Below are 26,384 nucleotides of genomic sequence, written 5' to 3'. Positions count from 1 at the left end.
GTACACGGCGTCCGGGCCCCGGCGCATGTGCTGCCGGAGCCGTACCGCTGTCAGTGGCGTCTGGTAGGAATTTGGCTGTGAGCAGCGACAACGAGCGATCCGACGAGCCCGAGGCCGGGGCACCGGAGCAGCTTGCGCTCATCCGGGAGACCGTGCGCGAGGCCAAGGTGCCGCGGGCCAAGCCCCGCACCTGGCGGGGCGCCACGCTCGCCGAGGAGTTGCCGGTGGCCCGGGTGCTGGTGAACAAGGGCGCGCTCCACCTCGATCAGTATTTCGATTACGCCGTCCCGGAGGAGCTCGATGCCGAGGCGCAGCCGGGTGTCCGGGTGCGGGTGCGGTTCGGGGCCGGGGGTCGCCAGGTCCGCGGCGGGCGGCGCGAGGGCGGTGGGCTGATCGACGGATTCCTGATCGAGCGGCGTGCCGAATCGGACTATCAGGGCGCCCTGGCGGCGCTCGCCTACGTCGTCTCGCCCGAGCCGGTGCTCGGGCCCGAGCTGCTCGCACTCTCGCGGGCCGTCGCCGACCGGTATGCGGGCAGCCTCGCCGATGTGCTGCAGCTCGCCGTGCCGCCCAGGAACGGCCGGGCGGAATCCAGGCCCTCGCCCGCGCCGCTGCCACTGCCCCCGGCCCCGGCGCCCGGGACCTGGGAGAGGTACCCACAGGGGCCCGCGTACCTGAGCGCACTGGCGAAGGGCGGTGCGCCCAGAGCCGTCTGGACCGCGCTGCCCGGGCCGCACTGGCCCGAGGAGATCGCCAGGGCCGTCGCCGCGACGCTGGCCTCGGGACGGGGCGCACTCGTCGTCGTACCGGACGGGCGGAGTGCGGGGCGGGTGGACGCCGCGCTCACGGGGGTGATGGGGGAGGGGCGCCACGCGCTGCTGACCGCCGACTCGGGGCCCGAGAAGCGCTACCGGGAGTGGCTCGCCGTCCGTCGTGGTTCCGTGCGCGCGGTGGTCGGGACCAGAGCCGCGATGTTCGCCCCCGTCGCGGATCTGGGCCTGGTGGCCGTCTGGGACGACGGGGACTCCAGCCACAGCGACGACAACGCCCCGTTCCCGCACGTCAGGGAAGTCCTGGAGCTGCGGGCGGCACACGGCCGGTGTGCGTTCCTGCTGGGCGGGACGAACTGCACGGTGGAGGCCGCCCAGCTGGTCGAGAGCGGCTGGGCGCTGCCGCTGCGCGCGGACCGGGAGCAGTTGCGGATCGCGGCGCCCCTGGTGCGTACCGTCGGCGACGGTGAGCTCGCGAGGGACGGAGCTGCGCGCTCCGCCCGGTTGCCCAGCCTCGCCTGGCAGACCGTGCGGGACGGGTTGCGCAGCGGCCCCGTGCTGATCCAGGTGCCGCGCCGGGGATATGCACCCCGGCTGGCCTGCGTACGCTGCCGCGAACCCGCGCGCTGCAGGCACTGCGCGGGGCCTCTGGAGGCTCCGGACCAGCAGGATCTGAACTGCGCCTGGTGCGGACGCGCCGAGACGGCCTGGAGCTGTGCCGCCTGTGGCGGAGGGCGGCTGAGGGCCCAGGTCGTCGGCGCCCGGCGGACCGCCGAGGAGCTGGGCCGGGCGTTTCCCGCCGTCCCGGTGCGTACGTCCGGCCGGGACCATGTGCTCGATTCCGTACCGGACCAGCCCGCTCTGGTGGTCAGCACACCCGGGGCCGAACCCGTGGCCGAGGGAGGCTACGCGGCCGCGCTGCTGCTGGACGGCTGGGCGATGGTCGGCCGCCCCGACCTGCGGGCGGGTGAGGAGGCGCTGCGGCGCTGGACGGCCGCCGCCTCACTGGTGCGGGGACAGCCGGAGGGGGGCACGGTGGTGATCGTGGCCGAGCCGACCCTGCGGCCCGTCCAGGCGCTGGTGCGCTGGGACCCGGTCGGTCACGCCCGCCGTGAGCTCGCGGAGCGGGCCGAGCTGGGCTTTCCGCCGGTGTCCCGGATGGCGTCGGTGACCGGGCCGCCGGAGGCGATCGCCGCGTACCTCGCTGCCGTGGAGCTGCCGCCGGAGGCGCAGATCCTCGGACCCGTACCGGTGCCGGGAGCCACCTCCGGCAGGCCGCGGAGGCAGGGGGACGCGCCGCCGGGCGAGACCTGGGAGCGGGCGCTGGTCAGGGTGCCGCCGGGACGCGGGGCGGCGCTCGCGGCAGCCCTGAAGGCGGCGCAGGCGGCGCGGACGGCCCGGGGGAGCGGAGATCCGGTACGGATCAGGATCGATCCGCCGGATATCGGCTGACGAGGCTGTGCAGCCTTGCCGCCGTGTTGCCCGCCCCCTCCGTACAGACACGGTGAGGGCAGGAGAGGCGCCCCGGTCAGCCGTTGCGCGGGCCGGGGAAGGCGCCGGGGCGCAGCTCCTCACGCGGCGCGGGGCAGTCCGCCGACGGCTGCGGCGGCATGGAGCGGGCCGCGGGCACTGCGGGCAGCGCGGGCGAGGAGCCCGGCGGCGCGGAGAGCGGACGGGGTACGGACTCGTCGGCGATCTCGCCGGCACCCGGCTGCGGGGTGTTCCTCCGGGCACCGTAACGGCGGTGCACCGCCTGCTTGGTGACCCCGAGCGCCGAGCCCACCGCGTCCCAGGAGAAGCCGAGCGAACGGTCGAAATCCACCGCCGCCGTGACCAGTGTCTCGACGCTGTCCCGCAGTTCCTGAGCCAGCCGGACGGTGGGCGCCGGAGCCCTTCCGTAGACGACGAAGCCCGCGGACGGGCCTGAGCGGCGCGGACGGTAGACGTTGCCCAGCTGCGCAGTGAGGGTGCGCAGCGCGTCCACCTGCCGCCGGACCCGCTCGATGTCCCGCACCAGCAGGTGCAGACTGGCACGCGCCTGGGCGTCGTGGGTTGCGTGGTCGGCCATGAACAAGCCTCTCGAACCGGCGTTGAAAGGGATCGGACCGCACTGCGGCGGCCCACTTCGGTCAATCTCACTTGACCAACGCCTCACCCGGCCATGTGGTCACGCAATAGGGGCGTATGTGCATATGCGTGGGGCGCACGGGCCTGCGTACGCCCCCCGGCGGCCCGGCCCGAGGGCTGTCCCGCTGTCCAGGAAGTGCGCCCGCCGGGGACAACGGGACAGCCCTTAGACTGGTGTGCTGCTCGCCACACCGTACGTTCTCGGCCCGAGAGGCAGTCCGCCACCCATGAAGCTCGTCTTCGCAGGCACCCCCGAGGTAGCCGTCCCCGCCCTGGACGCACTGATCGCCTCCGGCCGCCATGAGGTGGCCGCCGTCGTCACCCGTCCCGACGCGCCCGCCGGGCGAGGCCGCCGGCTCGTCGCCAGCCCCGTGGCCGAGCGCGCCGAGGAGGCGGGGATCGAGGTACTCAAGCCGGTACGCCCGCGCGACGAGGAGTTCCTGGCGCGGCTGCGCGAGATCGCTCCGGACTGCTGCCCCGTGGTGGCCTACGGCGCGCTGCTGCCCAAGACCGCCTTGGACGTGCCCGCCCGCGGCTGGGTCAATCTGCACTTCTCGCTGCTGCCCGCCTGGCGTGGCGCCGCACCGGTGCAGCACGCGGTGATGGCCGGGGACGAGGTGACCGGCGCGTCGACCTTCCTGATCGAGGAGGGCCTGGACTCCGGACCGGTGTACGGCGTTCTGACCGAAGAGGTACGGCCCACGGACACCAGCGGTGATCTGCTCACCCGGCTGGCCTTCGCCGGTGCCGGGCTGCTCGCCGCGACCATGGACGGCATCGAGGACGGCACCCTGCACGCCGTGCCGCAGCCCGCCGAAGGCATCACGCTCGCACCCAAGATCAACGTCGAGGACGCCCAGGTGCAGTGGTCCGCGCCCGCGCTGCGGGTCGACCGCGTGGTGCGCGGCTGCACCCCCGCCCCCGGAGCCTGGACCCTCTTTCGCGGGGAGCGCCTCAAGCTGGTCCAGGCCGTACCCGTCCTCGACCGCACCGACCTGGCGCCGGGCGAGCTGTCCGCGGGCAAGAACAACGTGTACGTGGGCACGGGGTCGCACGCGGTGGAGCTCCTCTGGGTCCAGCCGCAGGGCAAGAAGCCGATGAAGGCAGCCGACTGGGCCCGCGGCGTGCGCATCGTCCCGGGCGAGCTCCTGGGACTCTGACGGGCCTGCGCCCGCACCTCGGAGGCCCGGGCGGCGACGTACGCTGGGTGGGTTCGCCACTCTCACCATCAGCGGAGCACCTTTCACGTGAACGACCAGCAGCGTCGCCGTCCCGCCAAGCCGCATCGCCGCCCTCAGAAGGACCCCGTCCGGTTCCTCGCCTTCGAGGCACTCAGGGCCGTCGACGAGCGCGACGCATACGCCAACCTCGTCCTGCCCCCGCTGCTGAAGAAGGCCCGCGCCAAGGGCGACTTCGACGGCAGGGACGCGGCGCTGGCGACCGAACTGGTCTACGGGACCCTGCGCCGCCAGGGCACGTACGACGCGATCGTCGCGGCCTGCATCGACCGGCCGCTGCGCGAGGTCGACCCGCCCGTGCTGGACGTGCTCAACATGGGCGTGCACCAGCTGCTCGGCACCCGCATCCCGACCCACGCGGCGGTCTCCGCCAGCGTGGAGCTGGCCCGTGTCGTGCTGGGTGAAGGACGCGCCAAGTTCGTCAACGCCGTGCTGCGCAAGGTCTCGGCGCACGATCTCGACACGTGGGTGGAGCGCGTCGCCCCGGCGTACGACGAGGACGCCGAGGAGAACCTCTCGGTCGTCCACTCCCATCCGCGGTGGATCGTCTCCGCCCTGTGGGACGCCCTGGGCGGTGGCCGCGCCGGCATCGAGGACCTCCTCGAGGCCGACAACGAACGCCCCGAGGTGACCCTCGTCGCCCGCCCCGGCCGCTCCACCACGGACGAGCTGCTGGCTGCTCTGGGTGAGGAGAGCGGGCTGCCGGGCCGCTGGTCGCCCTATGCCGTACGGATGGCCGAGGGCGGCGAGCCCGGCGCGCTGGCCGCGGTGCAGGACGGCAGCGCGGGTGTGCAGGACGAGGGCAGTCAGCTCGTTGCCGCCGCTCTCGCCAACGCACCCGTCGAGGGCCGTGACACACGGTGGCTCGACGGCTGTGCGGGACCGGGAGGCAAGGCGGCCCTGCTGGCCGCGCTCGCCGCCGGACGCGGCGCGGCTCTGCTCGCCGCCGAGAAGCAGCCGCACCGCGCCCGGCTCGTCGAGCGGGCACTGGCCGGCAACCCGGGCCCCTATCAGGTGGTCACCGCGGACGGCACCCGGCCGCCCTGGCAGCCGGGCACCTTCGACCGGGTGCTGATGGACGTACCGTGCTCGGGTCTCGGGGCGCTGCGCCGTCGGCCGGAATCCCGGTGGCGTCGCCGCGCGGAGGACCTGGAGAGCTTCGCCCCGCTCCAACGCGGGCTGCTGCGCGAGGCGTTGAAGGCCGTCCGTATCGGCGGGGTCGTCGGATACGCGACCTGCTCGCCGCACCTTGCCGAGACCCGGGTCGTCGTCGAGGACGTGCTCAAGGGGCGCGGCGGAGCGCCGGCCGAGGCGGAGTGGGTGGATGCCCGCGCCCTGATGCCGGGAGTACCGGCGCTGGGCGACGGTCCCGACGTCCAGCTGTGGCCGCATCTGCACGGCACGGACGCGATGTATCTGGCGCTGCTGCGACGCACGGGCTGACCTCCGGGCCCGCAGACCGGGCGAAAAGCCGGGATTGTGCGAACCGTAATGATCCCGTGAGGCTTTGGGGGGCACCGAGGCGGGGAAGTGGCGCGGAACATGGCAGGCTTGGTGCATGGCCCAGATCAACCCCAGCATCCTGTCCGCCGACTTCGCGCGACTCGCCGAGGAGGCGAAGGCCGTCGACGGCGCCGACTGGCTCCATGTCGATGTGATGGACAACCACTTTGTGCCCAATCTGACGCTCGGCGTGCCGATCGTGGAGGCGCTGAGCAAGGCCACGGACACTCCGCTGGACTGCCATCTGATGATCGAGGACGCGGACCGCTGGGCACCGCAGTACGTCGAGGCCGGTGCAGGTTCCGTCACCTTCCACGCGGAGGCGGCGGCGGCGCCCGTACGGCTGGCGCGGGAGATCAGGGCAAAGGGGGCGCGCGCCTCGATGGCGCTGAAGCCCGCGACCCCGATCGAGCCGTACGAGGACCTGCTCCCCGAGCTCGACATGCTCCTGATCATGACGGTGGAGCCGGGCTTCGGGGGCCAGTCGTTCCTGGACATCATGCTGCCGAAGATCCGGCGTACCCGTGAGCTGATCTCCAAGCACGGTCTCGAGCTCTGGCTCCAGGTCGACGGCGGCGTCTCCGCCACCACCATCGAGCGGTGCGCGGAGGCCGGAGCCGATGTCTTCGTCGCCGGATCCGCGGTGTACGGGGCGCAGGACCCGGCCCAAGCGGTGCGTGCCCTGCGCGAGCAGGCGGACGCAGCCACCGCCGCGGCCCCCTGGGCGTGCGGCCACTGAACAAAGGGCAGATGAACGCGGCCCGACGGGCCTGATCAAGGATCACCGGATCTGACAGGATGACGGTGTATCGGGCGTGTGAACAGCAGTGAGGAGATCGCGGTGTCTGGCATCTCGGCGGGTCGGTCAGCCATGCGGATGGGACCCGCGGAGCTGGTCCAGGCGGCGGCCATGGCCCGTCGGTTCTACCTCGAGGGAAAATCGAAGATCCAGATTGCCGAGGAGTTCGGCGTCAGCCGCTTCAAGGTGGCCCGGGTTCTGGAGACGGCCCTCGAGCGTGATCTCGTACGGATCGAGATCCGGGTTCCGGCCGAGCTGGACGCGGAGCGCTCCGACGCGCTCCGGGCCCGTTACGGGCTGCGCCACGCGGTCGTCGTCGAGTCCCCGGCCGACGAGCAGGACGACGCTGCCGACCCGGAGAATCTGGGCGAGGTCGCGGCCGAACTGCTCGGTGAGCTGGTGAACGAGGGCGATGTGCTGGGCCTGGCCTGGGGTCGCTCCACCATCCATATGGCGGCGGCGCTCGACCGGCTGCCGCCCTGCACGGTCGTGCAGCTCACCGGGGTCTACGACGCGGGGACGGCCGAGCGCGGGTCGGTCGAGGCGGTCCGCCGCGCGGCCCAGGTGTCCGGCGGCGAGGCACATCCGATCTACGCGCCGATGCTCCTGCCCGATCCGGCGACGGCGGCAGCCCTGCGCCACCAGACGGGTATCGCCCGCGCCTTCGAGTACTTCGACAAGGTGACGGTCGCCGCGGTCTCCATCGGTTCCTGGGAGCCGGGCATCTCCACCGTCCACGACATGCTCTCGGACGAGGAGCGGGCACACTACGCCTCGCTCGGGGTCGCGGCCGAGATGTCCGCACACCTCTTCGACTCCGATGGCCGACGCGTGGGCCGGGATCTGGGCGAGCGGTGCATCACCGTGGAGGCGGACCGGCTGCGCCGGATCCCCGAGGTGGTGGCCATCGCGGGCGGACAGCGCAAGGCGGCGGCGATCGGGGCGGTGCTCCGCTCGGGCCTGGTCACCAGCCTGGTGACGGACACGGCCGCGGCCGACTACCTGCTGACGGAGTCCGCTGCCGGACAGCGCCCGGCCCTGGAGCGCGCCGACCCCGACGGCAACTGACAGTCACGGAACACGACGGGGGCCGGACACCGCACAGGTGCCCGGCCCCCCGTCGTCTACCGGCTCCGGTGCCCCTCGGGCGCGCCCGACCCCGCAGGGTCCGCGGCCACGCCGAGGACGGTCTCCTCCAGATACTCCCCGGGCTCCGCGTACTGGCTGACGTCCGCCGGGTTGTAGCGGGGGGTCTGCCGGGACCAGTCCAGATTGCCGCGCATCCAGCTCCGCATCCCGTCGAGATAGGGGACGAGCGTGGCGGTGAGCTGCGGATACATGTCGAGCAGCTCGTCCTCGGCCGTGAGGAAGCGCTCGGTCTCCGTGGCTATCTCGGCGCAGACGTGGTCGAGCGCCTGCTGCTCCCCGTAGCCCCGGTGATGGCGCACCAGATGAACGAGATTGTGGATCTCGCCGAGGACCTGTTCCTTCTCGAAGGAGTACACGTCGTTGGCCCAGCACACGACGTTGCACGAGGCTTCCAGCGCCGTGATGAACCGAGGGTCGTTGTGGACCGACTCGGGCGCCTCGATCCCCGCCACGATCTCTATCAGGTCCATGCACACATGGATCGCCCCGGTGTGCCGGCGCTGGGCTATGTAGGTCTCCTCCGCCGGCACCACGCCGTCGGCCCGGTTCCCGGCCTCCCAGGTGGTGGCGGTCATCAGGTACGTCATGAGGTGCCAGGCGAAACGTGTGCGCCAGTGCGGGGCCGCCTGCGGAATCGTGCGTTCCCACAGATCGGCCAGCGCGACGACGGCGGCGGGCAGCTCCTCACCCGGCAGCGGGCCGGAAGCCGTTCCCTCCACCACGGAACGCATGTGTGCCACCACGTCGCGTACCCGTTCGGGGCTGCGGCCGAGATGGCCGTCGTCCAGCTGGTCGTCGACGAGGAAGAGCCATACGAACCAGTCGGCGACCAGGTCGAGGTGCTCACCGCTCGCCGTCGGATAGACCATGCCGACGAACGCGCCGAAGTCGGCCTGCTCGAAACGGCGCCTGGCGGACTCCCGGTGCACCAGACCGGTGCGGCGCGTCCAGGCGTCGATGTGTTCGCGCGTGCGCCCTACATGCGGGTTCGTCCGCTGTAGGAACGGGCAGTAGATGTCCGGCAGTTCGCTCTCCACAGGCGGATCTGAATCCTCTCCGGTCACATGGGTGCGGGTTGCTCCGGACACGCGTGTGCGGAGTTTCGGTCACCCCCGAGACCTGCGGATTTGAAGCTACCTGACCCCCTGTCACTGGTCCAGGGATCGTGATCACGAATGATTGAAAGGCGTTCGGGTAGGGTCCTTGAGTAAGGCAGGTTCCACTTGCCCGGCCCCCCTGAGCGCCTCTTTGGAGGAAATTACGAACGCGGGGGCCCATTGCTGTGTCTTCGTGGAAACGACCTGCACCGTTTCGTATGAAAAAATGAGTGTTATGCGTTTTCTTGAGCCCGGCACCGGTCGCTACACGGCGTCCCCCTCGGTCCCCTACGACCTCACGTACGACGATGTCTTCATGGTCCCCGGCCGCTCCGCGGTCGGTTCCCGGCAGGCCGTGGATCTCTCCTCGCCCGACGGCACCGGCACCACCATCCCGCTCGTCGTCGCGAACATGACCGCGATCGCCGGGCGTCGGATGGCCGAGACGATCGCCCGCCGCGGTGGGCTGGTCGTCATCCCCCAGGACATCCCGATCGAGGTGGTCACCGAGGTCATCAGCTGGGTCAAGACGCGCCACCTCGTGCTCGACACGCCCATCGTGCTGTCCCCGGGCCAGACCGTTGCCGACGCCCTGTCCCTGCTGCACAAGCGGGCCCACGGGGCGGGCGTCGTCGTCGACGCGGAGCACCGGCCGGTCGGTGTCGTCACCGAACACGACCTGACCGGTGTCGACCGCTTCACGCAGCTGTCCGAGGTCATGTCCAGGGACCTGGTGCTGCTCGACGCCGACATCGACCCGCGCGACGCCTTCGGCAAGCTCGACGGCGCCAACCGCAAGCTCGCCCCCGCGGTCGACGCGGACGGCAGGCTCGTCGGCATCCTCACCCGCAAGGCCGCCCTGCGGGCGACGCTGTACACCCCGGCGACGGATGCCCAGGGCAAGCTGCGCATCGCCGCGGCCGTCGGTATCAACGGCGATGTCGCGGGCAAGGCCAAGCAGCTCATCCACGCGGGCGTCGACACCCTCGTCGTCGACACCGCGCACGGCCACCAGGAGTCCATGATCAGCGCGGTCGCCGCGGTGCGTGCGCTCGATCCGGGCGTGCCGATCGTGGCGGGCAACGTCGTCGCGGCCGAAGGTGTACGTGACCTGATCGAGGCCGGCGCGGACATCATCAAGGTCGGGGTCGGCCCCGGCGCCATGTGCACCACCCGGATGATGACCGGTGTGGGCAGGCCGCAGTTCTCCGCCGTGCTCGAGTGCGCGGCAGAGGCGCGGAAGCACGGCAAGCACGTATGGGCGGACGGAGGCGTCCGGCACCCGCGCGATGTCGCCATGGCGCTCGCCGCCGGCGCGTCCAACGTGATGATCGGCTCCTGGTTCGCCGGCACGTACGAGTCGCCCGGCGACCTCCAGCAGTCCGCCGACGGCCGTTACTACAAGGAGTCCTTCGGGATGGCCTCCGCACGCGCGGTGAGGAACCGCACGTCGGAGGAGTCCGCGTACGACCGGGCTCGCAAGGGGCTGTTCGAGGAGGGCATCTCCACCTCGCGGATGTTCCTGGATCCGGCACGCCCCGGTGTGGAGGACCTGATCGACTCGATCATCGCCGGTGTCCGCTCGTCCTGCACCTATGCGGGTGCGGCCTCGCTCGAGGAGTTCGCCGAGAAGGCCGTCGTGGGTGTCCAGAGCGCCGCGGGGTATGCGGAGGGCAAGCCGCTGCACGCCAGCTGGAGTTGACCGAGCGGTCCACGCATCACAGGTGCCCCTGCCGGGTGTTCGTGCCGGGAGGGGCACCTGTGTGTTCAGGCAGGGCCGAATGGCCGAACGCGACCGTTTGTGTCGACTGTCGAGAACTCTTGACTATCTTCAACTCTGTTGAATTGTAAGTAATATGAGCCACAATCAGCTGCCCGCCTTCTGCTGTAAGGGATCTCATGTCCTTCTTCACTGACCTGGCCCACCAGTACATCGACGGCGAGTGGAGGCCGGGGAAGGGATCCTGGGACATCATCGACTTCAACCCGTACAACGGTGAGAAGCTCGCATCCATCACCGTCGCCACGGTGGACGAGGTCGACCAGGCCTACCGCGCGGCCGAGCGTGCGCAGCAGGAATGGGCGGACACCAACCCGTACACCCGCCGGGCGGTCCTGGAGAAGGCGCTGCGGATCGTCGAGGAGCGCGAGCCCGAGATCAGTGAGGCGATCGTCGCCGAGCTCGGCGGCACCGCGCTGAAGGCCGCATTCGAACTGCACCTTGCCAAGGAGTTCCTGCGTGAGGCGGTCCAGCTCGCGCTGCGGCCCACCGGACAGATCCTGCCCTCGCCCACCGAGGGCAAGGAGAACCGTGTCTACCGCGTGCCCGTCGGCGTCGTGGGTGTCATCAGCCCCTTCAACTTCCCCTTCCTGCTGTCGCTCAAGTCGGTCGCGCCCGCACTGGCCCTCGGCAATGCCGTGGTCCTCAAGCCGCACCAGAACACGCCGATCTGCGGCGGCACACTGCTGGCCAAGGTGTTCGAGGACGCAGGTCTGCCCGCCGGGCTGCTGAACGTCGTGGTCACCGACATTGCCGAGATCGGCGACGCGCTGCTCGAACACCCCGTTCCGAGGCTCATCTCCTTCACCGGTTCGGACAAGGTGGGCCGCCACGTCGCGACCGTGTGCGCGGCCAACTTCAAGCAGACCGTGCTCGAACTCGGCGGCAACAGCGCGCTGATCGTCCTCGACGACGCCGATGTGGACTACGCCGTCGACGCGGCAGTCTTCAGCCGGTACGTGCACCAGGGCCAGGTCTGCATGGCCGCGAACCGGATCCTGATCGACCGCGCGATCGAGAAGGAGTTCACCGAGAAGTTCGTCGCCAAGGTCGCCTCCCTGCGCGTCGGGGACCCGGCCGACCCCTCGACCCAGATCGGCCCGCTGATCAACTCCTCGCAGGCCGAAGCGGTGTCCAAGATCGTCGACCAGACCGTGGAGGCCGGCGCGACGGCGCTGCTGCACGGCCGGGCCGAGGGCAACCTGGTGAGCCCGTCCGTGCTGACCGCGATAGCCGCCGATTCCCCCGTCCTGCAGCAGGAGATCTTCGGGCCCGTGGCCCTGCTCGTGCCCTTCGACGGTGAGGACGAGGCGGTCCGGATCGCCAACGACACCCCGTACGGGCTCAGTGGCGCGGTGCACACGGGCAACATCGAGCGCGGGGTACGGGTGGGGCAGCGCATCCGCACCGGCATGATCCACATCAACGACGGCACGGTCCACGACGAGCCCATCGTCCCCTTCGGCGGCGAGAAGAGCTCGGGCCTGGGACGGCTGAACGGCGACTCGACGATCGAGGCCTTCACCACTCAGAAGTGGATCTCGGTGCAGCACGGCCGCTCGCAGTTCCCCTTCTGACCTGCTGTCCTCTGCGGTGAGCGCGCCCCGCGCGGGCGCGCATGGTCTACTTCGGGGGCGGCCTGTGCCGCCCCCGAATCCGCCCGTCGCAGAGAAGTGATCCACCTGAAGTGCGCCTGAACGACCTCGACGAACGCATCGTCCATGCCCTTGCCGAAGACGCCCGGCGCTCGTACGCCGATATCGGCGCGATCATCGGACTGTCCGCGCCCGCCGTGAAACGCCGCGTGGACCGGCTGCGCGCCGAGGGGGCCATCACGGGCTTCACCGTACGGGTGGACCCGGCGGCGCTCGGCTGGCAGACCGAGGGCTTCATCGAGATCTACTGCAGCCGCAACACCGCACCCGAAGCGATCAAGCGGGGCCTCGCCCGCTATCCGGAGATCGCCTCCGCGTCCACCGTGACCGGAGATGCCGACGCGATCGTGCAGGTCTTCGCCGCCGATATGCGGCACTTCGAGCAGGTGCTCGAGCGCATCGCGGGCGAGCCGTATGTGGAGCGGACCAAGTCGGTGCTCGTCCTCTCCCCGTTGCTGCGACGGTACGCCGCGGGCCCGCCGGCCTGAGGTTACGAGGCGCCGACGCCCGGTTGTCCGGGAGACCGAAATCACCCTCCTGACCTGCGTGGACGCCGTACGCAACAAATCGCTGCGACAGCCCTGTCCCGCGCAATGAATCGATGGTGTGTGCGCAACACTCGCGCCTTGTCCGGCCCGATTCGCGGCCCGTACCTTCAATACGTCTCCCCGTACTCCGCCCGCACCGCCCGAGGTCAGCCATGCCGCCGCTGCGTACCGCCCTGCTCCAGAGCTCCGGACGACCCGGCTCCGTGGACGAGAACATCAAGGTGCTCGACGAGGCCGCAGGACGGGCCGCCGAGGCCGGTGCCCGGCTGCTCGTCTGCCCGGAACTCTTTCTGACCGGATACGCCATCGGCGACGCCGTCCCCACGCTCGCCGAACCCGCGGACGGACCAGGAGCACAGGCCGTCGCCGAGCTCTGCGCACGGCACGGCATCGCCGTCCTCTACGGCTACCCGGAGCGCGCGGGCGAGCTGATCTTCAACGCGGCGCAGCTCATCGGCCCTGACGGGAGCGCCCTCGCGAACTACCGCAAGACCCATCTCTTCGGCTGCTTCGAGCAGGAGTGGTTCACCCCCGGCGAGCAGGCCGTGGTGCAGGCCGACCTCGACGGCGTACGGATCGGCCTGCTGATCTGCTACGACGTCGAGTTCCCGGAGAACGTCCGGGCGCACGCACTGGCAGGGACCGGTCTGCTGCTGGTGCCGACCGCACAGATGCACCCCTTCCAGTTCGTCGCCGAGTCGGTGGTTCCCGTCCGTGCCTTCGAGAGCCAGATGTACGTCGCCTACGTCAACAGGACCGGTCCGGAGGGCGCGTTCGAGTTCGTCGGGCTGAGCTGTCTGGCAGGCCCCGACGGCACCGTACGCACCCGTGCCGGCCGCGGCGAGGAGCTCGTCATCGGTGAGGTGGACCCCGGGTTCCTCAGCGCCTCGCGGGCAGCCAACCCGTATCTGAAGGACCGCCGTCCCGGGCTGTACGGCTCCCTCGTCTGACCCGAGCCCTCCCCTCTCCGTCTCTTCTCATCCGTGCAAGGAGTCCGTACCCCATGACGTCCACGGTGCCCAACGCCGTCCAGCACACCGACGCGCAGCCGCCGATCACCATGTTCGGGCCGGACTTCCCCTACGCCTACGACGACTTCCTTGCGCACCCGGCGGGCATCGGCCAGATACCGGCCACCGAGCACGGATCCGAGGTCGCCGTCATCGGCGGTGGTCTCTCCGGCATCATCGCCGCGTACGAACTGATGAAGATGGGGCTGCGGCCCGTCGTCTACGAAGCGGACCAGATCGGCGGCCGGCTGCGGACGGTCGGTTTCGAGGGCTGCGACCCCTCGCTGACCGCCGAGATGGGCGCCATGCGTTTCCCGCCCTCGTCCACGGCGCTGCAGCACTACATCGACCTGGTGGACCTGGAGACCGAGCCGTTCCCCAACCCCCTCTCCCCGGCCACTCCGTCGACCGTCGTCGATCTCAAGGGCGAGTCCCACTACGCAGAGACCATCGCCGATCTGCCGCAGGTCTACCGCGATGTGATGGACGCCTGGAACACATGCCTGGAAGAGGGCGCCGACTTCTCCGACATGAACAGCGCCATGCGCGAGCGTGATGTCCCGCGCATCCGGGAGATCTGGGCGAAGCTGGTCGAGAAGCTCGACAACCAGACCTTCTACGGATTCCTCTGCACCTCCGACGCCTTCAAGTCCTTCCGGCACCGCGAGATCTTCGGCCAGGTCGGCTTCGGAACCGGCGGCTGGGACACCGACTTCCCCAACTCCATCCTGGAGATCCTCCGCGTCGTCTACACCGAGGCCGACGACCACCACCGCGGGATCGTCGGCGGCAGCCAGCAACTGCCGCTGCGCCTGTGGGACCGCGAACCGCGCAAGGTCGTCCACTGGCCGCTCGGTACGTCGCTGGCCTCCCTGCACGACGGGCAGCCGCGCCCCGCCGTGACCCGCCTCGACCGCACCGCGGGAAACCGGATCACGGTCACGGACGCCACCGGCGACATCCGCTCCTACCGGGCGGCGGTCTTCACCGGACAGTCCTGGCTGCTGCTCTCCAAGATCGCCTGCGACGACGCGCTCTTCCCGATCGACCACTGGACGGCGATGGAGCGCACCCACTACATGGAGTCGTCCAAACTGTTCGTGCCCGTCGACCGGCCGTTCTGGCTGGACAAGGACGAAGCGACCGGCCGCGACACCATGTCGATGACGCTCACGGACCGGATGACCCGGGGCACGTACCTCCTGGACGACGGGCCCGACAAGCCGGCCGTCATCTGCCTCTCCTACACGTGGTGCGACGACAGCCTGAAGTGGCTGCCGCTCTCCCCGAAGGAGCGCATGGACGTCATGCTCAAGTCGCTCGGCGAGATCTATCCCAAGGTCGACATCCGTAAGCACATCATCGGCAACCCGGTCACCGTCTCCTGGGAGAACGAGCCCTACTTCATGGGTGCGTTCAAGGCAAATCTGCCCGGTCACTACCGCTACCAGCGACGCCTGTTCACCCACTTCATGCAGGACCGGCTGCCTTCGGACAAGCGGGGCCTGTTCCTGGCCGGCGACGACATCTCGTGGACGGCCGGCTGGGCCGAGGGTGCCGTGCAGACCGCGCTCAACGCCGTATGGGGTGTGATGAGCCAGTTCGGCGGTGCCACGGACCCGACGAACCCGGGACCCGGCGATGTCTTCGACGAGATCGCACCGGTCGAGCTTCCGGAGGACTGAGCTCCGCTCCCGGGCCAGGCGTCAGCGCAGGCGGTCCAGGGCGCCGGCGGTCACCGCATGGAGCAGCGGCTGCCCGGCAAGCAGCCGCAGCACCTCGCCGACGGCGCTCGCCCCGAGCCGCTGCCTGACCTCGACGCTGCCCGCGGCCCGATGCGGAGTCAGCAGCACGTTCGGCAGGGAGCGGAAGGGGTGGTCCACCGGGAGCGGCTCCGCGTCGAACACGTCGATCGCCGCGTCCAGTCGCCCCGACGCCAGCTCCGCGAGCAGAGCCTTCTCGTCGACCAGCCAGGCACGGGCGGTGTTCACCAGGCCCGCGCCGTCCTGCATCAGCGCCAGCTGGGCGGCACCGATCATCCGGTGCGTCTGCTCGGTCACCGGGGCGTGCACGGCGACGATTCTGCTCCGTGCGAGCAGCGTCTCCAGCGGCACGGACTCCACCCCGAGCGCCACCGCGTCCGTGTCGGACAGGAACGGATCGGTGACACGAACCCGCGCCCCCATTGCCCGCACCATGGCGATGTACGCGCGCCCGGTGCGGGACGCGCCGATCACACCGATGTCACTGCCGTGGATCTCATGGAGCGGCGGCGCCTGGACGGCCTCCGCCCACGGGGCGCCCCGGTGCAGGGCGTGATCGAAGCGGTGGATGCGATGCAGCAGGGACAAGGTGAACGCGAGGGCCACCTCGGCCACAGGCCGCGCCATCTCGTCCCCCGCCTGCGTGACCTGGATGCCGCGCCGGAACACCTCTTCGCCGACGTACGGGGCCACGGCCGAGCCCGTGTGCGCCACGAGCTCCAACCGGTCCGCGGAGTCGAGGAGTTGCGCGTCCACTCGTGGACTCCGCCATGAGGTGATGAGTGCGCGGGCTCCGGGGAGGGCCGCAGCCAGCGCCGTCCGGTCCCTGTGCTCGTCCAGGACGGTCAGTTCGGCCGCCGTGTCCAGCTGCTGCCAGACCTCGGCAGTGAAGAACTCGGCGCGCAGGTGCGGCGGTACGGAGACGACCACGCGGGGGCGGCCGGCCGGATCGGACATGATGAGCTCCGCAGGGAAGAGGTCGACAGGACACCCCAGGGTAGGACCCGAAATCCGGGTGATCCCGTCGCCCGGCGGGGCGGGCGTCAGCGGCACGGGGTGAGCAGAATGCGCCCCACCAGGCCGATCCCCGCATCCGTACGAGCCCTGAACTCCTCGGCCAGCAGCGGTACTCCACGCAGTCGCCACAGCATCCGCGCCACCGACCACGAGGCCTCACGGGCCCTCTCCAGGCTCCAGGAACCCGCCAGATGCGTAAGAGGGTCGGCGACTTCCAGCAGATCGGGACCCGGCATCAGATCGTCGCGGATCTGCTCCTCCAGCATCACGAGGAGTTCCCCCACCCTGTCGAACTCCTCCTCCAGGTCCGCCGGAGCGCAGCCGAGCGTACGACAGGTGTCCACCACGGCCACCGCGAGATCGTGACCGATGTGCGCATTGATACCGGCGAGTGCGAACTGCAGCGGACGTACGCCGGGATGGCGCCGGAACTGGAACAGGGGGCGCCAGCAGTCGGGCGGCCGGCCGCCCGACGCGGCGGTGTCGACCGCGGTCAGATAGCGCTCGGCGAACCGCACATCCAGCGCGGACACCGCCTCACGGTCCGGGAAGGAACCCTCCGCGATCCGCCCGCTGATGGTCTCGGTGACCGTCAGATAGACCTGGTTGAACACGGCGACGCCGTCCCCGGGCGGCCAGTGGGAGCGGAGCATTCGCATCCGCTCGATCACCGTGCCCACATCGGCCACCGCACCCTCTGTGCGTGGGCGGGATGCGTCGGCCGGGTCTGCGAACTGCTCGAACTGGGCCATGCGGGCAGCGTCCCAGCCGTAGGCTCGCCAGGGCGCCGACCGGCCGGAAGGTTCATCGGATCGGACCAATGCACGGCGCCGGGGGAGAGGAACGAACAGTGTCGGGCGCACGCGCACAACGCAGGACCGAGACCAGGGAACGGAGGCGTACCGCACGTCGGCACGCCATGGCCGTCGCCGCATCGGCCGTGGTGGCCGTCGGCACCGCGACCGGCGTGATCACCGCAGCCGCCGGGGAGGGCGAGCGGACGACCGCCCGCCCCGACACGACCGTTTCGCCGGTCCTGGAACCGCTGCCCGCAGTGCCGACCGCGTCTCCGTCACCGTCCGCTGTGTCCCCCTCTCCTTCGCCGCGTCCGTCCCGGACGGGTGGGACGCGAGCCACTCCGACGCCGTCGGAGCAGCCCTTGCGGCGAACCGCCACGGCCGCCGGGCTCTACCGCCACTCGGAGTCCCAGGTCCTCGACTGGGTCCGCGACCACCGGGACGATCCGCGCCGTCCGCTCATCGAGTCCCGGATCGCGGCGCAGCCCGCGGCGGTCTGGTTCGCCGCCTACAACCCGGCAGCGGTGACCGCCCAGGTCCGCGGTGTGACGTCCGCCGCGGCCGCCGCCGGCCGCACCCCCGTGCTCGTGCCCTATGCGATACCCGACCGGGACTGCGGCGGAGCCTCCGAGGGAGGAGCGCCCGGCCTGGCGGCGTACGACACGTGGATGGCCAGGTTCGCCGAGGGGCTGGGCAGCGGACCGGTGATCGTGATCCTGGAGCCGGACGCGATCGCGCTCTCGGACTGCCTCTCGGCGGCGCAGCGGGCAGCCCGCTTCGCGTCGCTGGCCCGGGCGGGCCGTACCCTGCACGCCGCGAACCCGAGGGCCAGGGTCTACTTCGACGGCGGGCACTCCGGCTGGCACTCCGCCGCCAAGCAGGCCGCGGCGCTCAGGGAGGCCGGCGCCGCGACCAGCGGGGACGGCATTTTCACCAATGTGTCGAACTTCCACAGCACAGCCGACGAAGCGGCTTACGCCCGCCGGGTACTGGCTGCCCTCGGTGGCCCGGCCCGCCTCGGCGCGGTGATCGACACCAGCCGCAACGGCAACGGGGCGCCGCAGGCCGGTCAGTGGTGCGACCCGGCGGGCAGGGCCCTCGGCCGGACCCCGACGACGAAGACCGGCGAGTCCCGGATCGACGCCTACCTGTGGGTGAAGTTGCCGGGGGAGTCCGACGGCTGCAAGGGCGCGGCCGGCTCCTTCACCCCGGACTATGCCTATGCCCTGGCCACCGGCTGAGTGTCAGTGCTGTCGCGTAGCGTGCATACCAGCTGGGTAGGGGCAGTGACCTGCGCGTATGGGGAGCGGCATGAGTGACCGTGTGGAGTGGCCGACGGAGCGTGACAAGGAAGCCGCGCTGATCATCAGGACCGACTACGGCGATGAGCCGGCGTGGGCGGCGGTGAAGGCCGCGCTGATGATGACCTGGGGAGAGGACGAGGACTTCGAGCCGTACGTCCATATCGTCGATGATCCGCAGTGGACGGGGATCACGCCTGCTGAGGTGCTCTCCCAGGCAGCCGCGCACTCGGAGCCCGCGGTGTCGTCTACCTCGCCGACCACATCTCGATGCGGAAGTCCCCTGTCACATTGCTCGCGCTGTCCCTGCTGACCAGGGAGCAGTGTGAAAGCGACGAGGAATTCGAGGCGTACGGCGGCGCGTTCCGAGTAGCGCCGTACGGGATCCACGAGATGAACGCGAACCTGATGATCGCCAACCTGGACTTCGGCGATTTCGCAGACGTGGCCATGAGCGATCCCGACGGAGTCTTCCGAGGTTTTGCCGGCTGAAGTGCTCAGTCGCGGCCGGCAAGCGCACCTTCAAACGCCGCCAGGACACCGGCCGAGCGGCATCCTGGCGGGCGACCGGAGCACGCCGCCGTCCGGCACCACGCTCGATCGCGAGCGATGGCGACCTGAAGAAGAGCGTCTGAGTCAGATCGCCGTCCTAAGCCAACCAGCTTGCCATCAGGGCGACTTGATCTTCTGGAAGGTACCTCCGGATCTCAGAAAGGTCCCATGCGTGCCATCACGAAGTGTTTACGACGGCCGGTGCCTGGTCTCGGCGGCCATACGTAGCCACGATGGATGAGTGGTGATCGCCCCGATGGGTCGTACGGTGGGTCCCTGTATCAGCCGGAGCCGCCAACGGGATGCGACGAGGACGGCAATGGAAATTGCCTCGGTCATCGCGAACCTGTCACCCATGCACATCCGCTTGCCGGCGCCGAAGGGGATGAACGCGTTCTGCGGCGGCTGGACCCGTTCCGGCAGCCAACGGTCCGGGTCGAAGCGCTGCGGGTCGGGGTACAGGTCAGGATCCCGGTGCAGTGTGTAAGGGCTGAATATCAGGTCTGTGCCTGCGGGCAGGCTGAACTCGCCCAGCTGTACATCCGAGGTGGTCTGCCGGGTCACGAGCCAGGCGGGGGAGTACAGACGCAGCGTCTCCGTGACGAGGCGGCCGGTGAAGGCGAGTTGGGGTATGTGCTCGGCGGTGAGTTGAGCGCCGTCGAGCACGGAGTCGATCTCGCTGTGCAGTCGGTCCTCGAGGTCGGGGTTGCGGGCCAGTTCGTAGAACAGCCAGGCCATGACAACGGCGGTCGTCTCGGATCCCGCAGCCAGTAGCCCGGTGATCTCGGACAGGATGTCGTCGTCCTCCAGGGCCTCTCCGCTCTCGTCCGTGAGGTTCAGGAGCAGTGACACGACGTCGTCGTATGCGTCGGGTTGGTTCCTGTGTGCCGTGATGATGTCCTCGACCGTCCGGCGCAGAACGGCGCTGGCCTTCCTGACCCGGCGGTTACCGGGTGTAGGCAGGCGTTCCAGCACGCGCAGGGGAAGCAGGGCACGCCGGAGGGCGGCCATGAAGACCGTGTCGACGCTTCTGAGGATCGTGCCTGCCGCGTCGCGCGGCGGATGCGATGAGAACAGCGTCTCCGTGATCACTGACTGGGTGATCAGCTGCATCTCTGATTTGAGGTCCAATGCCTCGCCCTCGTGCCAGGGCGCGATGGTCTGCTCGATCGTCTTGCGCATCGCGTCGACATAGCCGCTGACCTGCTTGTGGTGCAAGGTGGGTTGCACGAGACGCCGGCGCTGCAGATGCCTGGCGCCTTCCGCGACGGGCAGAGCGTCCTTGCCGAACAGTTTCAGCTTCGCGAAGAGGAGGCCCTTGTTGAGGTGCTTCGTCAGGCGACCGGTGAGTATCTCGTGTATGAGGTCGGGGTCATTGACCACCATCAAGGACTTCGGGCCCACGGTGATACGCACGAGGGGCCCAAGAGGGCGCAGCCGTTGCAGGAACTCGAGCCGGGAGCTTCCGCCCACGAGGGACAGAGCGTTTCCGAGGAGCGGTAGCCCTCCGGGGGCTGTCGGAGGAAGCTGAATCTGAGTAGTCACGGTGTTCATTCCTGTCCACGCCGGGTTTGATGCAACCGCCGTGCCCCGGGCTCCTGTCAGTGCCGGGTGATAGGAAGCCGGGATGCCCCGGACACCTGCCTTCGAAGACTTGCTGGCCCTGGTCGAGGACCGCTCCGCTGCCCTGCGCGACAGCGTCACGGGCTCCCCTGATCTGGATGTCCGCGTCCCCGGCTGCCCCGACTGGTCGCTCCGCGACCTCGTCGAGCACCTGGCCGAGGTGCACCGGTTCTGGGCGGCGGCGGTCGCGGCCGGCCCGAGCGAGAAGCCCCCGACACTGTCACCGGCCGATGACATGTCGTCAGTTGGTCTACTGGCCCGATCGGCCACAGCCACCCAGGAGCTGATCGCCGCCCTGCGAGCCGCAGGTCCGGCGATGGGTTGCTGGACCTGGTGGGGCGACTCCGACGTGCCGATGACGAGCGGTGCCGTGGCTCGCCATCAGGTCCAGGAGACCGCTGTCCACGCCTTCGACGCCCAGCTGGCCACCGGCACTCCCCAGCCCGTCCCTGCGGTTGTCGCACTCGACGGCATTGCCGAGTTCATGGGCATCAGCCACGGCACCGCCGGCCCCTGGCCCCACGAGCCGGCCCGGATCGGCCTGCACACCTCCGAGGGCGAGTCGTGGCTGCTCGACCTGATGGCGCCGGGATCACACGTTCTCGGCGGTCAGCCCGAGAGGGCCGCAGACCTGCACGGATCGGCGAGCAACCTGCTGCTCACCCTGCATGGCCGCCTCCCCCTGGACAGCCTGCGAAGCCAGGGTGACCGCGCCACCCTGGAGAACCTTCTGAGCTGGCCCGACCTGAGCTGACCCCTCAGCCCGAGAAACCCCGGCGGCGCCTGCGCGGTGACCTGCGGCCCCACCAGCAAGATCTGGACCGCCACATGATCGGGGCCTTTCAGGTCTGCCAGAGGACTTCTCAGGGGACGGTCCGTCGTGCAACCGAGGAGGCGCGGGGCAGAGTTGGACGACGAGAAACCCCTGATCAGAGACTTTTCGTACGTCCCGTTCAGTTGGACGGAAGGGTGTTGCCGGACATCGACCGCCGTAGCTCAGCGGGAACCCCTGGGCTCAAGATTCGCCAAGGCCGCGGTCGTACCCCGGATTGCTCGATTCGGTGAGCGGTGGCTCGTCCTTCATATGAGCAGGCGCCAGGGCGCGAAGGGCGTGGTAGCCGACGACCACGATCAGCGTCCCCAGCGCGATGCCGCTGAGCTGGAAGTTGTCGGTGAGCGTCAGGCCGACGTTGCCGATTCCGATGATGAGCCCCGCGGCCACGGGCACGAGGTGGAGCGGGTTGGACAGGTCGACGCGGGAGCGGACCCAGATCTGGGCGCCCAGCAGGCCGATCATGCCGTAGAGGATGACGGTGATCCCGCCGAGGACCCCACCGGGGATGGCGGCCACGACGGCACCGAACTTGGGGCAGAGCCCGAACAGGATCGCGAAGCCGGCGGCGCACCAGTAGGCAGCGGTGGAGTAGACGCGGGTGGCGGCCATGACGCCGATGTTCTCGGCGTACGTAGTTGTGGCGGGGCCGCCGGCCGATGTCGACAGCACGGTGGCCGCGCCGTCGGCCATGATCGCCGTGCCGAGCTTGTCGTCCAGCGGGTCGCCTGTCATCTCGCCAACGGCCTTGACGTGTCCGGCGTTCTCGGCGATGAGCGCGATGACGACGGGCAGGGCGACGAGAACCGCAGAGAGGGAGAAGCTCGGGGCATGGAAGGTGGGAAAGCCGATCCAGTCGGCTTTGGCCACCCCCGAGAGGTCGAGGCGCCAATGGTCGACCGATTCGGCACCGCCCGCGGGGGAGTGGATCCTGCCGAAGACGCGGTCGAAGACCCAGGAGATCAGGTAGCCGAAGGCCAGGCCGAGGAAGATCGCGATACGGGACCAGAAGCCGCGCAGTACGACGAGGGCGAAGCCCGTGAAGAGCATGGTGAGCAGCGCGGTCCACTGGTCCTGGGGCCAGTAGGTGCCGGCGGTGACGGGAGCCAGGTTGAACCCGATGAGCATGACCACCGCGCCGGTGACCACCGGCGGCAGGACGGCGTGGATGATGCGGGCGCCCAGAGCGCGAACGACCGCCCCGCACAGAAAGAGGACCGCGCCGACGACGAGCAGTGCGCCGGTGAGGGTTGCCGCGTCGCCGCCTTGAGTCTTGATGACGGCGGCCACGCCGATGAACGACAGGCTGCTGCCGAGATAGCTGGGGATACGGCCACGGGTCATGAGCAGGAAAAGGATGGTGGCCACACCGGATGCCATGACGGCAAGGTTGGCGTCCAGACCCATCAGGACAGGGGCGACGAAGCAGGCTCCGATCATGGAGACCACATGCTGCGCACCGAGGCCGGCGGTGCGCCCCCAGGTGAGCCGCTCATCCGGTCGTACGACCTCGCCCGGTGCGAGGCTCTTGCCGTCGCCGTGCAGCTTCCAGCCGAAGCCCGCCATGGTCTTGCTCCTTGATGTGTTGCTCGGTTGGTCCTGAGGCATGGCCGGTGAGGCCGGGCAGCTTCGATCTTCGGCGGAACATACGGTTCAGACCCGTGACGACGGGGCCTGCCGTGGGGTGAACTCCCGCCTGGCGCACCCCTGTCCTGTGGGGCAGTGCCGGCCGTCCGTGATCATCATGGGTGCGACGGCGGCGCGACGAACGACGCACCGGACACGGCCACCACAGGCCGGGCGCCGGGTCCGAAGGCCCGGGGCAGGGAGAGCCGTTCGCCGGGGCGTACCACGGCCCCCGGTGCGGGGGTCTTCCCGTCGCCGTGCAAGGTCCGGCGCACGCCGAGGCCCATGGTCGCTCCCTGTCTGTGTGTGCGGTGTGTCCACCCGCGGAGAAGATCAGCGTCATGTTAGTGCCGCTGCGCCCCGGTCACCGCTGCCGGCCCGTCCCGGCACCCGGGCACCCCGACGGCCCGACGGGTCCCATCCGTGAATCGTGCGCAAGGCATTGTCAGCCCGAACAGTCACCCCTACGCTCGCACGATCCTGCTCATGAACAACGTTCATGTACCTGAAACTGAGGAGTGCTCGATGAACGGAAAATGCCGTCGACGCCTCGGTGTGCTGCTCGCCACCGTGACCGCACTGGGCGCCGCACTCGTACCCACCGCCTCACCGGCCGCAGCCACCGCGCAGGGTGATCGTCCGCATGCCGCGCCCCCCAGGACCGTGGTGATCGACGGTCAGCGCATGCAGCGGACCAAGGACCGGCTCGACCGGGGCGACCCGGCGCTCCGCAAGGCTGTCGAGAAGCTCACCGCGCAGGCGGACGGCTGGCTCGGCCAGGGCCCGTGGACGGTGGTCGACAAGCCGGAACCGGCGCCCGGCGGGGACGTGCACGACTACCTCAGCCAGGCGCCCTACTGGTGGCCGTCCCAGCCGCGTACCGAGGAGAATCCCTGGGGCTGCCCGTACGTCCAGCGCGACGGCGAGCGCAATCCCGAGGTCGACACCGGCACCGACCGCCCCGATGTCGGCAAGGTCTTCAACTCGGTCACCGCACTCAGCCTCGCCTGGTACTACACGGGCCGCGAGCAGTACGCCGAGCACGCCGGGGACATCCTGCGCACCTGGTTCCTCGATCCGTCGACCCGGATGAACCCGAACCTCGATCATGGTCAGTTCATCCCCTGCAAGTACGACGGCCGGGCTATCGGGATCATCGACTTCTCGCAGCAGTACACCAGTGTGCTCGACGCCATCGCCCTGCTCGACGCCGGCGCACCCGGCTGGTCCAGGGGTGACCGGGCCGGCATGCGGGCCTGGAACATCGATTTCCTGGACTGGTTGGTGAACTCGGAATTCGGGAAGCAGGAATCCGCAGCGAAGAACAATCACGGCACCTTCCAGGACATGCAGATCGCCGGACTGGCCCTTGCCACCGGCGACCGTGAGCTCGCCCGCAGAACCGTCCTGGACGCACGGGCCCTGCGGATCGACCCGCAGATCGGCGACGACGGCAGTCAGCCCCAGGAACTCGCACGCACCAGGAGCTGGCACTACTCGACCTTCGACCTGGTCGCCTACACCCGGCTCGCCGCCATCGGCAGACAGGTGGGGGTGGATCTGTGGGACTACGAAGGGCCGCAGGGGCAGAGCCTGTTCAAGGCCGTGCGCTATCTGCTGCCCGCAGCGACCGGGGCAACCCCGTGGCCGCACCCCGAGCTGGAGTTCTACCGGTTCGCGGCAAGTGACATCGTGCACGCGGCCGCCGACGCCGGCGACCGGCAGGCCCGGGCGGCGGTTCCCCGCCTCGAAACTCCCCCCGGCGGTGACCTGTGGGCCCTGCGCCCCGCCGCGGAACAGCTCGACTCGATCGCCGGCTGACCTGCGGCACACGGGTCCCGCGATGTCCGCGGGGCCCGTGCGCCGTCCGGTGTCACTTCCCGGCGGGGCTCCTGGACGGAGCGGTGGCGGGGGCCGCGTCGGGCGCGCCGCCCTCCGCCACCTTGCGATCGCCCGCCCTCAGCACCCCGGCGCCCAGCACCAGTCCGAACGCCAGCACCGTCACGAGGCCGAAGGACACCAGCAGTGAGGCCGCCTCCGCCAGGGAGCCGATCGCGGACGGGGCGATGAGGCCCGAGGTGTACGTGATGGTGGCGACGCCCGCGATGGCCCGGCTCGGGTTGTCCCCGCTGCGCCCGGCCGCGGCGAACGCCAGCGGTACGACGACCGCGACGCCCAGCCCCAGCAGGCCGAAGCCGCACAGCGCCAGCGCCGCGTTCGGCGCCAGGATCACGAGCAGCCCGCCGACCGTGGCCAGGACGCCGCCCACCCGTACGGTACGCACCGCGCCGAACCGGTCGACGACCCTGTCGCCGGCGATCCGGGCAATCGCCATCGTCAGGGCGAACGCCGTGGTCGACGCCGCGGCGAGCCCGGCGGAACTGCCCATGATGTCCTTGAGGTAGACCGCCGACCAGTCCATGCTCGCCCCCTCGGCGAACACGGCGCAGAAGCCCACCGCGCCGATGACCAGCGCGGACTTCGGCGGCAGAGTGAAGCGCGGCGGCGGCTCCTCGTCCGGTTCGCTGCGCAGGTCCAGCACGTTCCGGCACGCGATCAGGCCGAGCACGGTGAGCACGAGCGCGGCCAGGGTGTGATGGAGCCGGGCATCGGCGCCGATGTGCGCGGCGACGGTGCCGGCTGCGGAACCGGCCAGCGCGCCCACACTCCACATGCCATGCAGCCCGGACATGATCGACTTGTTGAGCCGGTTCTCCACCTCGACGCCGAGCGCGTTCATGGCGACGTCCGACATCCCGGCGGACGCCCCGTACATGAAGAGCGCCGCGCAGAGCGTGAACAGATTCGGTGCCAGGGCCGGGAGGACCAGCGCCAGCGTCCAGAGCACCAGCAGCCCGCGCAGGGCCGTCCGGGCGCCGAACCGGTGGCTGATCCGGCCGGCCAGCGGCATGGCCAGTGACGCGCCGATGGCCGGGAAGGCGAGGGCGAGGCCGAGCTGTCCCGCGCTCACCGCGGCATGGTCCTGGATCCAGGGGACCCGGGTCGCGAAGCTTCCGGTCACCGCTCCGTGCACGGCGAAGACCGCGGCGACCGCGTAGCGGGCCCGCCTCACCTGCTCCGTGCCGAAAACCGGGACCGTCGGGTCCGTCGTCATACGCCGTGTCCTCCCCTGGGAATCCTCGCCCGCCGGCGACTCCGGCGTCCGTCCGAGCGGTGCGGGCGTAAACTATCAGGAA

General features: G+C 70.2%; 23 protein-coding genes. 15 read left to right on the top strand and 8 right to left on the bottom strand.

The genetic code is table 11. From position 1 onward, the window contains the following. Positions 1-77 precede the first annotated feature (77 nt). Complete coding sequence (locus tag ACFWBQ_RS03120) at positions 78-2,222, top strand: primosomal protein N' (RefSeq protein WP_385483322.1); 2,145 nt, start codon at positions 78-80, stop codon at positions 2,220-2,222. Between the two features lie 76 nt (positions 2,223-2,298). Here ACFWBQ_RS03120 and ACFWBQ_RS03115 read toward each other — a convergent pair whose 3' ends face one another. After that, complete coding sequence (locus tag ACFWBQ_RS03115) at positions 2,299-2,838, bottom strand: hypothetical protein (protein WP_385483320.1); 540 nt, start codon at positions 2,836-2,838, stop codon at positions 2,299-2,301. A gap of 286 nt (positions 2,839-3,124) precedes the next feature. Between ACFWBQ_RS03115 and fmt the strand changes: the two genes are divergently transcribed. The 4 genes from fmt to ACFWBQ_RS03095 all read left to right on the top strand — a co-directional run bounded on the left by fmt (position 3,125) and on the right by ACFWBQ_RS03095 (position 7,505). Then, positions 3,125-4,057 carry a methionyl-tRNA formyltransferase gene (gene fmt, locus ACFWBQ_RS03110; RefSeq protein ID WP_385483318.1) on the top strand — a complete coding sequence of 311 codons (933 nt, stop codon included), beginning with the start codon at positions 3,125-3,127 and terminating at the stop codon, positions 4,055-4,057. A gap of 87 nt (positions 4,058-4,144) precedes the next feature. Next, positions 4,145-5,578: an RsmB/NOP family class I SAM-dependent RNA methyltransferase gene (locus ACFWBQ_RS03105; protein WP_385483316.1), complete on the top strand. Its 1,434-nt coding sequence runs from the start codon at positions 4,145-4,147 to the stop codon at positions 5,576-5,578. A 115-nt stretch (positions 5,579-5,693) separates the two neighbouring features. Beyond that, a complete protein-coding gene (gene rpe, locus ACFWBQ_RS03100) occupies positions 5,694-6,377 on the top strand; it encodes a ribulose-phosphate 3-epimerase (RefSeq protein ID WP_385483314.1) in 684 nt (227 codons plus the stop codon). A 138-nt stretch (positions 6,378-6,515) separates the two neighbouring features. Next, positions 6,516-7,505, top strand: a complete 990-nt coding sequence (locus ACFWBQ_RS03095; RefSeq protein WP_385483979.1) for a sugar-binding transcriptional regulator — start codon at positions 6,516-6,518, stop codon at positions 7,503-7,505. A 56-nt stretch (positions 7,506-7,561) separates the two neighbouring features. On the opposite strand, the gene ACFWBQ_RS03090 is transcribed toward ACFWBQ_RS03095, so the two are convergent. Beyond that, entirely contained in the window at positions 7,562-8,623 is a 1,062-nt protein-coding gene (locus ACFWBQ_RS03090; protein ID WP_385483312.1) for a terpene cyclase, read from the bottom strand. Positions 8,624-8,918: 295 nt separating this feature from the next. On the opposite strand from ACFWBQ_RS03090, the gene ACFWBQ_RS03085 reads away from it, so the two are divergent. The 5 genes from ACFWBQ_RS03085 (at position 8,919) to ACFWBQ_RS03065 (ending at position 15,361) form a co-directional block, all read left to right on the top strand. Next, positions 8,919-10,385, top strand: coding sequence for a GuaB1 family IMP dehydrogenase-related protein (locus tag ACFWBQ_RS03085; protein ID WP_385483311.1), 1,467 nt, complete (start codon positions 8,919-8,921; stop codon positions 10,383-10,385). A gap of 197 nt (positions 10,386-10,582) precedes the next feature. Continuing rightward, on the top strand, positions 10,583-12,040 hold the full coding sequence (locus ACFWBQ_RS03080; protein WP_385483309.1) for an aldehyde dehydrogenase family protein: 1,458 nt from the start codon (positions 10,583-10,585) through the stop codon (positions 12,038-12,040). 110 nt (positions 12,041-12,150) lie between these two features. Beyond that, positions 12,151-12,606 (top strand): Lrp/AsnC family transcriptional regulator, encoded by a 456-nt coding sequence (locus tag ACFWBQ_RS03075; protein ID WP_385483308.1) that lies wholly within the window; start codon positions 12,151-12,153, stop codon positions 12,604-12,606. Between the two features lie 212 nt (positions 12,607-12,818). After that, positions 12,819-13,616, top strand: a complete 798-nt coding sequence (locus ACFWBQ_RS03070; protein ID WP_385483306.1) for a carbon-nitrogen hydrolase family protein — start codon at positions 12,819-12,821, stop codon at positions 13,614-13,616. A 53-nt stretch (positions 13,617-13,669) separates the two neighbouring features. Beyond that, positions 13,670-15,361, top strand: a complete 1,692-nt coding sequence (locus ACFWBQ_RS03065) for a flavin monoamine oxidase family protein (RefSeq protein ID WP_385483304.1) — start codon at positions 13,670-13,672, stop codon at positions 15,359-15,361. Between the two features lie 21 nt (positions 15,362-15,382). On the opposite strand, the gene ACFWBQ_RS03060 is transcribed toward ACFWBQ_RS03065, so the two are convergent. Both ACFWBQ_RS03060 and ACFWBQ_RS03055 read right to left on the bottom strand, forming a co-directional pair. Continuing rightward, positions 15,383-16,396 carry a hydroxyacid dehydrogenase gene (locus ACFWBQ_RS03060; protein ID WP_385483302.1) on the bottom strand — a complete coding sequence of 338 codons (1,014 nt, stop codon included), beginning with the start codon at positions 16,394-16,396 and terminating at the stop codon, positions 15,383-15,385. An 86-nt stretch (positions 16,397-16,482) separates the two neighbouring features. Further along, a complete protein-coding gene (locus tag ACFWBQ_RS03055) occupies positions 16,483-17,208 on the bottom strand; it encodes a DUF5995 family protein (RefSeq protein WP_385483300.1) in 726 nt (241 codons plus the stop codon). A 98-nt stretch (positions 17,209-17,306) separates the two neighbouring features. On the opposite strand from ACFWBQ_RS03055, the gene ACFWBQ_RS03050 reads away from it, so the two are divergent. The 3 genes from ACFWBQ_RS03050 (at position 17,307) to ACFWBQ_RS03040 (ending at position 19,046) form a co-directional block, all read left to right on the top strand. Continuing rightward, positions 17,307-18,494: a glycoside hydrolase family 6 protein gene (locus tag ACFWBQ_RS03050; RefSeq protein ID WP_385483298.1), complete on the top strand. Its 1,188-nt coding sequence runs from the start codon at positions 17,307-17,309 to the stop codon at positions 18,492-18,494. A gap of 70 nt (positions 18,495-18,564) precedes the next feature. Next, on the top strand, positions 18,565-18,867 hold the full coding sequence (locus ACFWBQ_RS03045; RefSeq protein WP_385483296.1) for a DUF6924 domain-containing protein: 303 nt from the start codon (positions 18,565-18,567) through the stop codon (positions 18,865-18,867). Next, a complete protein-coding gene (locus ACFWBQ_RS03040) occupies positions 18,846-19,046 on the top strand; it encodes a DUF6924 domain-containing protein (protein ID WP_385483295.1) in 201 nt (66 codons plus the stop codon). Before ACFWBQ_RS03045 ends, ACFWBQ_RS03040 begins: the two co-directional genes overlap by 22 nt. Before the next feature lie 249 nt (positions 19,047-19,295). On the opposite strand, the gene ACFWBQ_RS03035 is transcribed toward ACFWBQ_RS03040, so the two are convergent. Next, a complete protein-coding gene (locus tag ACFWBQ_RS03035; protein WP_385483293.1) occupies positions 19,296-20,660 on the bottom strand; it encodes a cytochrome P450 in 1,365 nt (454 codons plus the stop codon). A gap of 73 nt (positions 20,661-20,733) precedes the next feature. Between ACFWBQ_RS03035 and ACFWBQ_RS03030 the strand changes: the two genes are divergently transcribed. Next, positions 20,734-21,483 (top strand): maleylpyruvate isomerase family mycothiol-dependent enzyme, encoded by a 750-nt coding sequence (locus ACFWBQ_RS03030; RefSeq protein ID WP_385483291.1) that lies wholly within the window; start codon positions 20,734-20,736, stop codon positions 21,481-21,483. A gap of 261 nt (positions 21,484-21,744) precedes the next feature. Here the strand turns inward: ACFWBQ_RS03030 and ACFWBQ_RS03025 are convergent, their stop codons facing one another. Beyond that, positions 21,745-23,127: a uracil-xanthine permease family protein gene (locus ACFWBQ_RS03025; RefSeq protein ID WP_385483289.1), complete on the bottom strand. Its 1,383-nt coding sequence runs from the start codon at positions 23,125-23,127 to the stop codon at positions 21,745-21,747. 176 nt (positions 23,128-23,303) lie between these two features. After that, entirely contained in the window at positions 23,304-23,474 is a 171-nt protein-coding gene (locus ACFWBQ_RS03020; RefSeq protein ID WP_385484026.1) for a hypothetical protein, read from the bottom strand. A gap of 238 nt (positions 23,475-23,712) precedes the next feature. On the opposite strand from ACFWBQ_RS03020, the gene ACFWBQ_RS03015 reads away from it, so the two are divergent. After that, a complete protein-coding gene (locus tag ACFWBQ_RS03015; RefSeq protein WP_385483287.1) occupies positions 23,713-25,008 on the top strand; it encodes an alginate lyase family protein in 1,296 nt (431 codons plus the stop codon). Between the two features lie 52 nt (positions 25,009-25,060). On the opposite strand, the gene ACFWBQ_RS03010 is transcribed toward ACFWBQ_RS03015, so the two are convergent. Continuing rightward, positions 25,061-26,302 carry an MFS transporter gene (locus ACFWBQ_RS03010; RefSeq protein ID WP_385483285.1) on the bottom strand — a complete coding sequence of 414 codons (1,242 nt, stop codon included), beginning with the start codon at positions 26,300-26,302 and terminating at the stop codon, positions 25,061-25,063. Between the last annotated feature and the right edge of the window lie 82 nt (positions 26,303-26,384).

The sequence above is a fragment of the Streptomyces sp. NPDC060035 genome (assembly GCF_042736635.1).
GTDB lineage: Bacteria > Actinomycetota > Actinomycetes > Streptomycetales > Streptomycetaceae > Streptomyces.
Note: the sequence above shows the minus strand (reverse complement) of the source record. Positions and strands in the feature narration are given on the sequence as shown.